Consider the following 13,568-nt stretch of genomic DNA (forward strand, 5'->3'; position numbering starts at 1 on the left):
CTTTCATTTTATCCCTCGCGAAGTACTGTCAGAGGGCTGACGTTCAGCGCCCTGCGTGTGCCGATTACGCCAGCTGTGCCCACCAGCAGCGCACCAAGCACAGGTAAAAGCAGCAACTGTGGGTGAGGCTGCCAGCTTAGTTCAAAGGCGAAGGTGTACAGCAGGTAGCTGATCAACTCGCAGCCCAGAGCCGCGAGCAGGCCGCTGGCGGCACCGAGCAGCGCAAACTCGGCCTGCCGGGCACGGCTCAGAACTTTCCGCTCAGCGCCTAACGCGCGTAGCAGAGCGCCCTGACGAATGCGTTCATCCAGCGTCGCTTGCAGGCCAGCAAATAGCACTGCAAGGCCGGCGGCCAAAACGAACAAGAGCACGAATTCCACTGCAAGCGTGACCTGCGCCAGAATGCTGCGCAGTTGAGCGAGCAGGGCATCGACTTGCAGCAGTGTCACTGCCGGGAACTCACGGGAAAGTTCGACCAGTTGTTTTTCGCTGCCTTCGGGTAGGTAGAAGCTGGTCATGTAGGTCACCGGCAGATCCTGCAGAGTGCCGGGCTGGAAGATCATGTAGAAGTTGGGCTGGAAGGTGTTCCAGTTGACCTTGCGCAAGCTGGTTACGGTCGCATCGCGGTTAATCCCGCCGACATTGAAGGTGAGCCGGTCACCCAATTTGAGCTTCAGGCTTTCAGCCACCTCCGACTCAATGGATACGCCCGGCAGATCGCCGCTGTTGGCGGATGTCCACCAGCTACCGGCCAGTAGCTCATTGTCGCTTGGCATGTCTTGCGACCATGTCAGGCTGAGGTCACGGCGGATGGCGCGATCGCCCTGAGATTCCTTGGACACGGTTTGTTGCACGGCCTCGCCATTGATCATAACCAGACGGCCCGGCACCACAGGATAGAGAGGGGCTGCATGGGGTGAGAGTTGGGCAATACGTGCGCTAAAGGCCTGCTGATCGGCTGGCAGAATATTCAGCGCGAAATGGTTAGGGGCGTCCTCAGGCAGCTGATCCTGCCAGGCGTTAAGCAACTCGCCACGTAGCAGGGCGATCAGCGCCATAGCCAGAATGATCAGACCAAACGCCAGTGACTGGCCGGCCGCTGCCAGCGGATAGCGCAGCAGTTGGCCCAGCCCTAGCCGCCAGGGCAACGAAGCGTTGGCCAGCAGGCGACGCAGGCTTTGTAGTCCAAACAGGAGTAAACCACCCAGTACAAGCGCAGTGATCAGGCCGCCGCCGAGCAGGGCCAGTGTCAGCTTCAGATCGAGGCTCAAACGCCACATGATCACGCCCAGGGCCAGTATTGCGAGCCCGTAGACAAACCATGAGCTGGCCGGCACTGGCAGCATGTCGCGCCGCAGCACTCGCAGTGGCGGGACCCGGCCAAGTGCTGCCAATGGGGGCAGGGCGAAGCCTGCAAGCGCAATCAGGCCGGTTGCCATGCCTGCCAGTGCAGGCCATACACCGCCCGGCGGTACCTGTGACGGCAGTAGCCCTTGCAGCATGGAGAACAGAACGAACTGAGCAAGCCAGCCGAGCAGGGCACCAGCAAGGCTGGCGAGCAGGCCAAGCAGGGCCAGTTGCAGGCTGAACAGACTAAGTGCCTGACGTCGGGAGAGACCTAGGCAACGCAACAGGGCGCTGGCATCAAAACGTCGTGCGGCAAAACGGTTCGCTGATAAGGCCACAGCAACGCCCGCGAGCAACACGGCTGCGAGGCTGGCCAGATTCAAATAACGCTCGGCTCTGGACAGCGCATTACCAACTTGTCGATTGCCGTTCTTGGCATCTTCAATGCGCTGGTTGGGCTCAAGGGTTGGTTTGATCGCGGTGCGGTATTGAGTCAGAGCATCGGCAGAACCACGCCAGAGGTCGCGGTAACGTACCCGGCTACCGGGCTGTACCACGCCTGTCGCTTCCAAGTCAGCCAGATTGATCAGTACGTTGGGCGTCAGGCTGTAAAAGTCACCGGCTTCATCTGGCAAATAGGTGAGTACACGCGTCAAGCGCAGGGTTTTCGAACCAACTTCAATCTCATCGCCGGGTTTAAGATTCAGGGCAACCAATAAGCGCGCTTCAGCCCAGGCTTCGCCCGGTTTAGGGCCTTGGCCTTCTTCCTCCTGTGCATAGAGCGTAGGTGCGCTTTTCAGCGGGCCGCGTAATGGGTAGGCACTGTCAGCTGCTTTCACGCTGGCCAGCTGAATGCCGTCATCACCGGCAATAACACTGGAAAACTCCACAAGCTGGGCGTGATCGAGGCCAAGCTGTTTGCCGGCTTCGATCTGCATCTCGGTCCCGGGCGAGCTGCCGCTCAGGCGTAAGTCCGCAGCGAGGAACTCGGTTGCGCGCATCAGCATGCCGTCATTGAGGCGGGTACTGAAGTATCCGATAGCTGTGCTGGCGGCGACTGCAATCAGCAGGGCGAAAAACAACACGCGCAGTTCACCCGAGCGGGCATCACGCAGTAGCTGACGGCTCGCTAGTGTCAGCAGGCGGCTAAAAGGTATGTCTCTCATCAGGGTTCCACGTGCGCAATCAGGTGGCCACCCTCAAGGCGGATTTGTCGCTGGCAGCGATGTGCCAGGCGTTCATCGTGGGTGACCAGCACCAGCGTAGTCCCGCGCTCTTTGTTCAGCTCAAAGAGCAAGTCGCTGATGTGCTCACCTGTCTTGCTGTCTAGGTTGCCGGTCGGCTCATCGGCAAACAACACGGCAGGTTCAGCGGCAAAGGCACGTGCAATGGCCACGCGCTGTTGCTCGCCACCTGAGAGTTGACGGGGGAAGTGAGTCAGGCGCTGGGCAAGGCCAACGCGCTCCAGTAGGGCTCGGGCGCACTCACGGGCGTCCTTACGGCCTTCAAGCTCCAGCGGCAGCATGACGTTTTCCAGCGCATTGAGGCTGTCCAGCAGCTGGAACGACTGAAAGACGAAACCTACGTGCTCGGCACGAACTTTGGCGCGCTGGTCCTCGTCCAAGCTGCTCAGGTCGTTACCGGCCAGAATGACGTTGCCGCTGCTGGGCAGGTCAAGACCTGCAAGCAGGCCGAGCAGGGTGGATTTGCCAGAGCCGGAACTGCCGACAATGGCCAAGCTGCTGCCAGCATTCAGCTCTAGGGAAAGGTCGTGAAGAATGGTCAGCTTACCTTCCGCGCTGGAAACCACTTTGCTAAGGTTTCGCGCGGTGAGAATACTTGAGCTCATGGAGATTCCAATGCGTAACTGGTTGATCGGTACTGCTCTGAGCCTGCTCCTGTGGGGGCCGTCGGCATTTGCAGGAACCGTATTGGTGGTGGGCGATAGTATCAGCGCCGCTTTCGGCCTGGATACACGGGATGGTTGGGTGGCTCTGCTGCAAGAACGCCTTAAAACAGAGGGTTTTGACCATCAGGTGGTCAATGCTTCGATCAGTGGTGATACCAGCTCAGGCGGGCTGGCACGGCTGCCAGCGCTGCTTTCAGAGCACGACCCTGAGTGGGTAATTATTGAGTTAGGTGGCAATGATGGCCTGCGTGGCCAGTCGCTTGCGCAATTGCAACAGAATCTTGCAGATATGGCAGCCAAGTCTCAGGCGATTGGTGCCAAGGTGTTGTTGCTTGGTATGAAGTTGCCGCCCAACTATGGGCAGCGATATACCACTGCGTTTGCCGCTGTATATCCGAAAGTGGCCAGTGAAACAGGGGCAGCTCTCGTGCCATTCCTACTGGAGGGCTCGGCCGGTATGCCTGGAATGACTCAGGCTGATGGCATTCACCCGACGGCTCAGGCGCAGCCGATTCTGCTGGATAATGTCTGGCCGACGTTCAAGCTCATGCTCGAGTGACGCTTGTCAGGTCAGGTCTTCATGCAGGCTGTTTCGGCCTGCTTGCTTGGCCCGGTAGAGCGCACGGTCAGCGCGTGTAATCAACTGTTCAATATCCTCATTGGGCTGAAGCTGAGCCATACCGATACTGGTCGTTATGGTCAGCGTCGAGTTACCAAAAGGTACGACTGTGCTGCTGATCCGCTGACGGATTTTTTCCCCGAGCTCTTGAGCCTGACTTGCACTCGTATCTTTGAGTAGCAAGATAAATTCCTCGCCTCCCCAGCGGCAGAGAATGTCCGACTGGCGGATGTTTTCATGCAGCGCATCAGCAAAACGGCGAAGGACTTCATCTCCAGCCAGGTGACCGAAGCTGTCGTTAAGGTCCTTAAATTTGTCCAGATCAAACAGCAGGGCACAAAGTGGCGTCTTGTCTCGCACTGCTTCTTTGAAGGCCTGTCTGGCCAGCAGGTCAAAGCCGCGCCGGTTAAGAAGACCGGTCAGTTGGTCGGTCGTTGCCAGCGCCTTGAGTCTGCGCTGATAGCGGCTCAGTGCAACATGCACGAGGCAGAGAATAATGGCGCTGACGATGGCGCAAATTAGCAGGTTTATGTAGAGCGACTTGCGGATGCCGTCTAGGTTGCCATCATCTACCTTGTCTACAAATAGGTACCAGTTCAACTCAGGGATATAGCGGATATTAAGCAAATGCCCCTGATCACCTTCCTTGTAAGTGTAGGTGCCGTATTGCATGGCCGGATCGAGTCCGGATAGATGCTCAAGGCTGGGGATTTCGCTGATCAGGTTACCAATGCGGGCTCCTATGGGGCCGCCCTCGTTGCCTGTTAAAACTAAGCGTCCGGCGGCGTCAGTGAAATACACCTTGCGATCATAACGCTGCTGATACGTCTCGATAAGTTTGGCTATCGCATCCAGTTGCAGCCCTACGCCTGTTGCGCCGATGAAATTCCCTTCGTAGTCCAGGACTTTGTAATTGATAAAAATTGTCAGCCGATCTTGGTTGGCAAGATCTACATCGATATTGATGGCATAGGGTTTGTTGGAGGTCTTCAGCTCGTAATACCAAATATCCCTGAAGGCGGTTGGGCTGACAGATTTCAGTACACCGCGGGCTTGGTAATAGGTCAGGCTTTTATCTGAGACAAAGAAGCTGGTGAGAGTCTGGTAGTGCTCCTGAACGTCGCGCAGATAGCGTGTGATCATCTCTGGATTGGACTCTCCGGACAGAATCCAGTCTCTGATGTAGATGTTTCGGGACATCATCGATGAAATCAGAATAGGGCGTACCAAGTCTTTCTGGATTTCGGAGTAGATGGTGTCTGAAGTCAGTGGCAGCTCAGTATCAACAACACCACTGCGGATAGAATCAAAGGCTGAGTAGTAGCTTGCGAGTGAAGTGGCCAAAAATCCGAAGGACAGTAATACCAACAGCAGAACTGTCAGTGAACCGTGGCCTACTCGCAGCGGTGGTGGGGGCATGCCTGTCCTGAAGTTGACTAAAACCTTGGGAATCAAGTTTGGTAAAGCTTAGGCCCATTCTATGGGGCCAGGCAGGCATGCCATATACCTGATATCAGTGATGATTCATGGAAGAAATATATCCATGCTTTATCAGGGGGCATTTTACGGCATTCTTTCGTCAATATAGTGGCGTATAAGTGGTTTGATTTGGCTATTTCACTGCCAATAGAGGCATTTATGACGCTGCTTGCGACGATGTATTTGTAGCTTGCACAGGTAGGCTGTGCATCTTTTTGCAGCCGTTATGACCGGTTGATTCGAAAGGGCTAAAGTTTTTCACTATCAATCCCTAACCCGTTGCTTCGACAGGCTTTTCTGAATGGTCGCTTTCAGCTAAGGTTGCGCCCCTTCACTGGAGTCCCCAATGCCACGCCCCGCCTGGTCCTTGTATGCATACCAATCGATTGAGCCAGACGAACAGCTAGACCTGTTCGCCTGTCGGGAAGTGCGTGTCCATTTATTAGTCCGCCAGCTTGAGTTGGGACAGTTCGCAGACCGTACTCTGTGTGGTGGGTTGCTGCCTGCACAGCCCGTCTGGCGTGATCTGGACAAAGATATTTTGCGTGACAAGCGTTTGTGCCCTGCCTGCAAAGCCGCGCTTGAGGCTGAAAAGCGTGGAGATCGTCCAGATCTGCCCGGGGTGTGATTCTGTCTGACGCTGATCAATCAGTGTACAATCTTGTCTAATATTTCCTCTTACTTCTAATTGTCTACGTCAGGGATTTCAGGATGCTGCTGCGTGCTGTTAGTGTTACCCGTTGCCTGTCTATGGCTGCCATATTGGTATCAGCCTCCACACAGGCACTCGAGCTTCCGCTACCTCCACCTGGAGAAGATGTAGTCGGGCAGGTTCAGGTCATCAAGGCCAAATACGAAGACACCTTCGCTGATCTTGGCGCTGCTAACGATCTCGGTTATCTCGAGATGGTCGCTGCCAATCCGGGTGTCGACGCGTGGCTTCCGGGTGAGGGAACAGAGATCATCCTGCCTACGCGTTTTATCCTGCCACCAGGACCTCGTGAAGGGATCGTAATCAACCTCGCTGAATACCGTCTGTATTACTACCCGAAAGGTCAGAACGTCGTTCATACCTTTCCGCTTGGTATCGGCCGTGAAGGCTGGGGGTCGCCGATTACAACGGCGCGCATCACCTCAAAAATCCCTAACCCGGGTTGGACCCCGCCTAAATCAATTCTGGCTGAGCATGCCGCCAATGGTGATCCGCTCCCAGCTTATGTTCCACCGGGACCAGATAACCCGCTTGGCCCTTATAAAATGGGACTTTCAGCATCGGGCTATCTGATTCATGGCTCCAACAAAAAATTTGGTATTGGTATGCGCGTGAGTCACGGTTGCTTCCGCATGCTCAATCATAATGTCCTTGAACTGGCCTCTATGGTCTCTGTCGGTACCTCTGTGCGCATCATTAATGAGCCGTACAAGTTTGGTCGTTCCGACGGCAAAATTTTCCTTGAAGCGCATACACCGCTGGAAGAGTCCGGTCATGAGTCGGTGGTCGATAAGCACACGGCTGTAATCAATGCGCTTCTAAAAGATGACCAGTTCTCTGACCTGCAGCTTGATTGGGATATGTTGCGGGAGGTTGTGGCGGCTGAAGACGGTCTGCCTGTAGAAATCGCACAGCAAGGCCAGCAGGCTGTTGTGCATGCTGAAACACAGGCATTCTAATTATTTTGCTTTTGTGTTCTTCAGCCAAAGCCCGGTGTAATTAACCGGGCTTTGTAGTTTTTGAGGTAGAGCGCAATAAAAAACCCGCTTACGCGGGTTTTTTATTGCCTGATACGGCTGATCAACCGCGACGGCGGAACAGCGGCTGCGGGCGGTCAGTTGAGGCCTGGTATACCTCGTTGAACTCGTCAAAGGCTTTAAGTGCGTCGATCGGATCTTTGTCGGCGCGTAGAGCAAAGGCATCAAAACCGACGCGAAGATAGGAGAACAGCTGATCACGCAGTACATCACCAATTGCCCGGACTTCTCCTTTGTAGTTGTAGCGATTACGCAGGAGATATGCGGTCGAGCAATGGCGGCCGTCGGTGAAGGCAGGGAAGTTCAGGGCGATCACTGCGAAGTTATCCAGTTGATCGGCGATCTCTTCGATTTCTTCGCCGGCGTCTAGCCATACGCCCAAGCGGCCATCGCGAGCCTTGAGTGCGCTGCTGTGCTCGAGCCACAGCGCCATCGGCACAATCAGGTCGTCGGTGTTGCTGACGCTGTCCAGCGTGGTTTCTTTGGGCAGCAGATGCCAGTTGTCTTCAACCAGCCGAGCGTTCTTAATTATTTGCTGCATAGACGCGCTCCTTGAATGGGTCGACGCCAATACGGCGGTACGTGTCGAGGAAGCTTTCTTCTTCGGTACGCTGTTCTACATAGACGTTGATGATTTTCTCGACGACATCGGCCATATCGGCCTCTGCGAAGGATGGGCCGAGGATCTGCGCCAGATGGGCATCGCGGCCCGAGCTGCCGCCGAGCGATACCTGGTAGAACTCCTGGCCTTTTTTATCCACGCCGAGAATGCCGATGTGACCCACGTGGTGGTGACCACAGGCGTTCATACAACCGGAGATGTTCAGTTCGATATCGCCGATATCAAACAGATAATCCAAGTCATCAAAACGGCGTTGGATCGCTTCTGCGATTGGGATCGACTTGGCGTTGGCCAGCGAGCAGAAATCACCGCCCGGGCAGCAGATAATGTCGGTCAGCAGGCCGATGTTCGGCGTGGCAAAACCGTGCTCACGCAGCTCTCCCCAGAGCTCAAACAGTTGAGACTGCTCAACGTCGGCAAGGATGATGTTTTGCGTGTGGCTATTACGGACTTCGCCAAAGCTGTAGCGTTCGGCTAGGTCGGCCAGCGCATCCAGCTGCTTGTCGGTGACGTCTCCAGGAGCCACGCCCGTGGCTTTGAGCGAAAGCACGACAGCGACATAACCTGGCTTCTTGTGCGCGAAGGTGTTGCGCTGACGCCAGCGTGCGAAGCCTGGATGTTCGGCATCCAGCGCAGCAAGGGCCGCGTCTTGGTCTTCCAGTGCCTTGTACTGAGGGTCAACGAAGTGCGTAGCGATACGGGCAACTTCTTCTTCAGTCAACGTGCTCGGACCGTCCTTCAAGTGTGCCCATTCTGCTTCTACGCGTTGGGCAAACACTTCAGGAGTAAGGGCTTTGACCAAAATTTTGATCCGAGCCTTGTACTTGTTATCACGGCGACCAAAGCGGTTGTACACACGCAGAATGGCGTCGAGATAGGTCAGCAGGTGCTGCCAAGGCAGGAATTCATTGATAAAGCTGCCGACTACCGGCGTACGGCCAAGGCCGCCACCGACCGATACACGGAAGCCCAGCTCGCCAGCGTCGTTGCGCACGGCTTCAAGGCCGATATCGTGCACTTCAATGGCGGCACGGTCACCCACAGCGCCATTGACGGCAATCTTAAACTTACGCGGTAGGTGGGTGAATTCCGGGTGGAAGGTCGACCACTGACGAATAATTTCACACCATGGGCGAGGGTCGACGATTTCATCCTTTGCCACACCGGCGAATTGGTCGGTTGTGGTGTTACGAATGCAGTTGCCGCTGGTCTGAATAGCGTGCATCTGCACGGTCGCCAGCTGAGCGAGAATCTCCGGCACGTCTTCCAGCTCAGGCCAGTTGAACTGGACGTTCTGGCGAGTGCTGATGTGCGCGTAGCCCTTGTCGTAATCGCGGGCGATTTTTGCAAGCATGCGAACCTGCGCGGAGGAGAGCAGGCCGTAGGGCACCGCCACACGCAGCATGGGTGCAAAGCGCTGGATATACAGGCCATTTTGCAAACGCAGCGGACGGAACTCTTCGCCGCTTAATTCCCCTGCCAGAAAACGGCGGGTCTGATCGCGGAACTGCTTAACGCGGTCCTCAACGATTTGTTGGTCGTACTGGTCGTAAACGTACATTTTGTGTCCTGTTATCAGGCTTTCTACTGCTAATTCCGCGCGCACGGCAGCGCACTCCCAACGGAGCCGGCAGAAGATACCAGCTAACGGTTATTCACTAAAGTGAAGTTTGAGTATATGCAAAGATCAAAATTGCATAAGTATCTAGCGCCAACTGAATAATGAGTTTGAGTGCACGGTGATACTGGTCTTTACTCAGAGGGCTGACTGATAACAATCACAAGAGGGCAGGTCATGATCAACGAACAACAAGGTCACGATCACAAAGACAGTGTGGTGGACGCACGCGCCATTTTTGTACTGATTATGCTTGTTGTGGCAACTGCGGTTTTTTGGGTGAGTCAGCAATAGATTGACCCGTCACGCAGAAACAGGCTGCAGAGCCTGAAAGAGAGTTTCGGGCTTCTGCAGTCAATTCAGCGGCTGCAGCCGATCTACCAGTCGGCTGTCCTCGGTCAGGTGTAGAAAATCGTCACCCAGCCGCTGGCTCTCCTTGATAGCGTGCTTCCACAGTCGCTCTCGTGTAGCGTCGTCTCCCAGATAGCGGCGGAAGTCTCTGCGATCCGGCAGCTTGCCGTTGGGCAGTTTGGCTAAGTATTCAGGCGACGGTGTAACCAGCACCACATCGGTAAGGCGCTGAGTGTCGGCACGACGCCAAGGCGTCATCTTGTCGAACCAGCCTGGAATCACCCGATCAGTAAAGTGTGGGTATAGGACCAGTCCGCTGCCGTCGTAAGGCAGGTCCAAGTGGTAATCCAGTAGCCCGCCATCACGGTAAGTGCCCGTACCAACGCCTGGTATATCGCGGATACCTTGCATAACCATGGGGATTGAGCCTGATGCGAGCAGTGCATGGCGCAAGTTCTCTTGATTGAGACCCAGTGTGCGTGAAGGGAAGTCCGTAAGTGGCGTGAGCGGTGGGGCAAGGCGTGGGTCGTGCAAAATCACCCGCTCAAAGTGATGGCTCAACTGCGAGCGGCTCAGCAAGTTACGACCGATGACTGAGGACAGCCCCAGAGCTAGCAAGCCTCTATGGTCGTGCTGTAGCAGGCCGAGACTTTTAACCACCATGACGTTTAACCGGTAGTGCGGATTGGCGAGGATGGCACCATCCTGGCCTTGCAGCAGTTGGTGGAGCATGTCACTGCAGGTGCGTGAAACGTCTGCAAGGGTTGAGCTTTTGTTGAAACGCAGACCGGTATAGAGCTCGCCGAGACGACGCAGGCCGTCAACCGGGTCAGGCAGACAGGCGCTGGCGAAGCGCCACGAACCGATGGAAGCACCGATTAAGGTGCGCTCACGCGGTGCCCGCGCCAGCCAGTCGCCAAACAACGCGATATCTAGCCCCTGCAAGCCTAGAGGCTTAGGGCCACCAGCGGCACCTGGAATGGTTGAGACGTCTTCGGGGCGTAATCCGCGCTCTCTTATTCGTGCAAGCGCCCGTTTACCCGCTTTAATTGTCAGGGCCGGGTACTTGATGTGTATCGCATTCATGCTGGTCTCCGCTGCGCAAGCCGCCAATTATAGAGTGCGCTGTTCACTCACTGAACAGGCTGCGGATTCTTATTGTGCGGCTGTGGTAGGGCGTTTTCAGCTTCAGTTAAGCGTGCCTGAGTACCTTGGTTCATGTAGAAGACACCTCCAAAGGATTATGACGATGAAAACACTGATTGCTCTTTCTGCTGCTGCTTCTTTGGCGATGGTAACCAGCCTGGCTCAGGCCCGTGATATCGGGTTGGACGAAGCACTGCAGCTGCAAAGCGCTGGCAAGATCAAACCAGTTGCAGAGCTGACCGCTGCCGCACTGTCGCAACATGCCGGTGGCAAGGCAGAATATACCGAGCTTGAAGAAGAGCTTGGTCGCCTGATCTATCAGGTTGAGGTCCGCGACGCACAAGGTGTGAAGTGGGATGTGGATGTGGATGCTGTGAGCGGCCAGATCCTTAAGAACAAACGAGACGATTAATGAACCAGAAGGCCCGTGGATGCTGTGTTGTTGCGCTGTTGACGCTACTGTCTTGTGCGGCAGCCGGTGCACGCGATCTTGATCAGGATCAGGCTCTGCAGCTTAGGCAGCAAGGCCTGATCCTGCCATTGGATCAGCTGATGCGTGCTGCGCTGGAGCGACACCCGGGCGCTGTGCTGCTTGAGGCCGAGCTTGAAGATGACGACGGTACGCTGATCTACGAAGTCGAGCTGGTCACGGTCGACGGTGTGGTGCGTGAAGTTGAGTTGTCAGCTGCAACCGGTGCCGTTCTCAAGGATGAAGTGGAGGATTAATGCGGCTGTTACTGGTTGAAGACAATGTTCAGTTGGCGGATGAATTACAGGCCAACCTCAAGAGCCAGGGCTATGCTGTGGACTGGCTGGCAGACGGGCGCGATGCAGCGATTCAGGGCAGTACTGAACCGTATGACCTGATGGTGCTGGATTTGGGTTTGCCTGGTAAGCCCGGCTTGGAAGTGCTGCGTGAATGGCGTGCCGGTCAGCTCTCAACACCGGTTTTAGTTCTCACGGCGCGCGACTCGTGGGCTGAGCGCATAGAAGGGCTCAAGGCCGGCGCGGATGATTACCTGACCAAACCGTTTCACCCTGAAGAGCTGCTGCTGCGGATTCAGTCGTTGCTGCGACGGGCGCGTGGTCTGGCTAATCAGTCGCAACTTGAAGCCGCTGGCTTGCAGTTGGATGAAGGTCGGCAGTCTGTTGCCTGCAACGGTGATGAGATTCAATTGACCGCTGCTGAGTTTCGTCTGCTTCGCTATTTTATGCTGCATCCAGGACTGATCCTGTCCAAGAGCCACTTGGCTGATCATCTGTACGATGGCGAAAGTGAACGTGACTCCAACGTCATTGAAGTCCACGTTAATCACCTGCGTCGCAAGTTGGGACGGGACATTATCGAAACCCGCCGTGGCCAGGGCTATCGCTACACCGGTACGGCGCTTTGAAGTCGATTCAGCAGCGCCTCAGTCTGGGTTTGGTCAGCGTCTTGTTGATTGTCGGGTTGCTTCTGGCGCAGGGCAGCCTTTGGCTGTTTGACCGCAGCCTGCGTAGCTACTTGCATGCAACACTGCAAGACGAGGCTCAGGGCATCCTCAGTGCGATGACGAGAGCTGAGAACGGCATCGTCCTTGATGACCGTCGAATGAGCGCCGCCTACAAACGACCATATTCGGGTTTGTATTTCCGCGTCGATTTCTCCAATCAAAGCTGGCGTTCACGCTCACTCTGGGATCGCGAACTGAAGATGGCCGATCATCCGGGGCTACAAGAGGCCCTGGCAGATGGGCCGCAGGGGCAGGAATGGCTGGTGTATCGTGTGGACTACCAGCGCTTCGGGCAGAAGATCATCATTCACGTGGCCCGTGATTACACCCCGATTCTCGACAGTTTTAGCCGCGTGCAGCGCATTGTGCTTGGCTTGGGTGCAGTTGCACTGATCATCTTGCTGGTGATGCAGCGCGTGCTGGTTAGTCGCGCCTTGCAACCGCTGGAGCAGACTCGTCAGCAGATTGAGCAGCTGCAGCAAGGACAGCGCAGCCAGCTTGACCAGCATGTACCGGAGGAGCTGGAGCCACTAGTGGGGCAGATCAACCACTTATTGGCGCATACAGAAGACACGCTCAAGCGCTCGCGCAATGCGCTGGGTAATTTGGGGCATGCCTTGAAAACTCCTTTGGCAGTACTAGTCAGCCTGACCTCCCGCGAGGAGTTGAAATCCCAGCCTGAGCTGCATGAGGCGCTGGTAAGTCAGCTCGAGAACATTCAGCAGCGAATATCCAGAGAGTTGGGCCGGGCCCGGCTGGCGGGTGAAGTGCTGCCGGGTGCGTATTTTGATTGCGCTAAGGAACTGCCAGAGCTGTTTGCAACCTTAGGGATGATTCACGGCAATCATCTGGATCTGACTTGGCACGCGCCTGCCGGGCTGCGTTTGCCTTGGGATCGCGAAGATTTGCTTGAGCTGATGGGCAATTTGCTCGATAACGCCTGCAAATGGGCAGATAGCGAAGTACGGCTAAGCGTTGTGCAGGGGGGCGAGTGTTATCAGCTTATTTTTGAAGATGACGGGCCTGGTATTGCTGCCGAACGCCGGGAGACGGTGATTGCACGCGGTAGCCGTTTGGATGAGCAAGTGGCAGGGCATGGTCTCGGGCTTGGGATCGTGCGGGATATTGTTGATGCCTGGAACGGCAGCTTCGAGTTGGCTGACAGTGACCTGGGCGGCCTGAAGGTCACTGTCAGCTTGCCGCTAAAGCGCGTCTGATACAGCGTGCGCAATGAC

At 55.8% G+C, this 13,568-nt stretch carries 13 protein-coding genes; 7 read left to right on the forward strand and 6 right to left on the reverse strand.

Features of this window, described 5'->3' with window-relative positions; genetic code table 11:
* Positions 1 to 8: 8 nt before the first annotated feature.
* Complete coding sequence (locus AO726_RS17750; RefSeq protein ID WP_058069449.1) at positions 9 to 2,513, reverse strand: ABC transporter permease; 2,505 nt, start codon at positions 2,511 to 2,513, stop codon at positions 9 to 11.
* Positions 2,513 to 3,196 carry an ABC transporter ATP-binding protein gene (locus AO726_RS17755; protein ID WP_058069450.1) on the reverse strand — a complete coding sequence of 228 codons (684 nt, stop codon included), beginning with the start codon at positions 3,194 to 3,196 and terminating at the stop codon, positions 2,513 to 2,515. Before AO726_RS17755 ends, AO726_RS17750 begins: the two co-directional genes overlap by 1 nt.
* A gap of 10 nt (positions 3,197 to 3,206) precedes the next feature.
* Here AO726_RS17755 and AO726_RS17760 point away from each other — a divergent pair, with 10 nt between their 5' ends.
* On the forward strand, positions 3,207 to 3,815 hold the full coding sequence (locus AO726_RS17760; RefSeq protein ID WP_058069451.1) for an arylesterase: 609 nt from the start codon (positions 3,207 to 3,209) through the stop codon (positions 3,813 to 3,815).
* A gap of 6 nt (positions 3,816 to 3,821) precedes the next feature.
* Here the strand turns inward: AO726_RS17760 and AO726_RS17765 are convergent, their stop codons facing one another.
* Positions 3,822 to 5,294 (reverse strand): sensor domain-containing diguanylate cyclase, encoded by a 1,473-nt coding sequence (locus AO726_RS17765; protein WP_058069452.1) that lies wholly within the window; start codon positions 5,292 to 5,294, stop codon positions 3,822 to 3,824.
* A 406-nt stretch (positions 5,295 to 5,700) separates the two neighbouring features.
* Between AO726_RS17765 and AO726_RS17770 the strand changes: the two genes are divergently transcribed.
* Together AO726_RS17770 and AO726_RS17775 are read left to right on the forward strand one after the other, a co-directional pair.
* Positions 5,701 to 5,982 (forward strand): hypothetical protein, encoded by a 282-nt coding sequence (locus AO726_RS17770; protein WP_058069453.1) that lies wholly within the window; start codon positions 5,701 to 5,703, stop codon positions 5,980 to 5,982.
* An 83-nt stretch (positions 5,983 to 6,065) separates the two neighbouring features.
* Positions 6,066 to 7,025 (forward strand): L,D-transpeptidase family protein, encoded by a 960-nt coding sequence (locus tag AO726_RS17775; protein ID WP_058069454.1) that lies wholly within the window; start codon positions 6,066 to 6,068, stop codon positions 7,023 to 7,025.
* Positions 7,026 to 7,146: 121 nt separating this feature from the next.
* Here AO726_RS17775 and AO726_RS17780 read toward each other — a convergent pair whose 3' ends face one another.
* The 3 genes from AO726_RS17780 to AO726_RS17790 all read right to left on the reverse strand — a co-directional run bounded on the left by AO726_RS17780 (position 7,147) and on the right by AO726_RS17790 (position 10,780).
* Positions 7,147 to 7,644 carry a DUF934 domain-containing protein gene (locus AO726_RS17780; RefSeq protein WP_058069455.1) on the reverse strand — a complete coding sequence of 166 codons (498 nt, stop codon included), beginning with the start codon at positions 7,642 to 7,644 and terminating at the stop codon, positions 7,147 to 7,149.
* Positions 7,628 to 9,286, reverse strand: coding sequence for a nitrite/sulfite reductase (locus tag AO726_RS17785; protein ID WP_058069456.1), 1,659 nt, complete (start codon positions 9,284 to 9,286; stop codon positions 7,628 to 7,630). The genes AO726_RS17780 and AO726_RS17785 overlap by 17 nt, the downstream gene beginning before the upstream one ends.
* A gap of 411 nt (positions 9,287 to 9,697) precedes the next feature.
* A complete protein-coding gene (locus AO726_RS17790) occupies positions 9,698 to 10,780 on the reverse strand; it encodes a hypothetical protein (RefSeq protein WP_058069457.1) in 1,083 nt (360 codons plus the stop codon).
* Positions 10,781 to 10,943: 163 nt separating this feature from the next.
* On the opposite strand from AO726_RS17790, the gene AO726_RS17795 reads away from it, so the two are divergent.
* From AO726_RS17795 to AO726_RS17810, 4 genes are read left to right on the forward strand one after another with little or no spacing between them, the layout of a single operon-like run.
* Positions 10,944 to 11,252: a PepSY domain-containing protein gene (locus AO726_RS17795; RefSeq protein WP_058069458.1), complete on the forward strand. Its 309-nt coding sequence runs from the start codon at positions 10,944 to 10,946 to the stop codon at positions 11,250 to 11,252.
* A complete protein-coding gene (locus AO726_RS17800; protein WP_058069459.1) occupies positions 11,252 to 11,566 on the forward strand; it encodes a PepSY domain-containing protein in 315 nt (104 codons plus the stop codon). The genes AO726_RS17795 and AO726_RS17800 overlap by 1 nt, the downstream gene beginning before the upstream one ends.
* Entirely contained in the window at positions 11,566 to 12,234 is a 669-nt protein-coding gene (locus AO726_RS17805) for a response regulator transcription factor (RefSeq protein WP_058069460.1), read from the forward strand. The genes AO726_RS17800 and AO726_RS17805 overlap by 1 nt, the downstream gene beginning before the upstream one ends.
* Complete coding sequence (locus tag AO726_RS17810; protein WP_058069461.1) at positions 12,231 to 13,550, forward strand: ATP-binding protein; 1,320 nt, start codon at positions 12,231 to 12,233, stop codon at positions 13,548 to 13,550. The genes AO726_RS17805 and AO726_RS17810 overlap by 4 nt, the downstream gene beginning before the upstream one ends.
* The last annotated feature ends 18 nt before the right edge of the window (positions 13,551 to 13,568 follow it).

The organism is Pseudomonas sp. TTU2014-080ASC (assembly GCF_001446935.1).
Lineage (GTDB): Bacteria > Pseudomonadota > Gammaproteobacteria > Pseudomonadales > Pseudomonadaceae > Aquipseudomonas.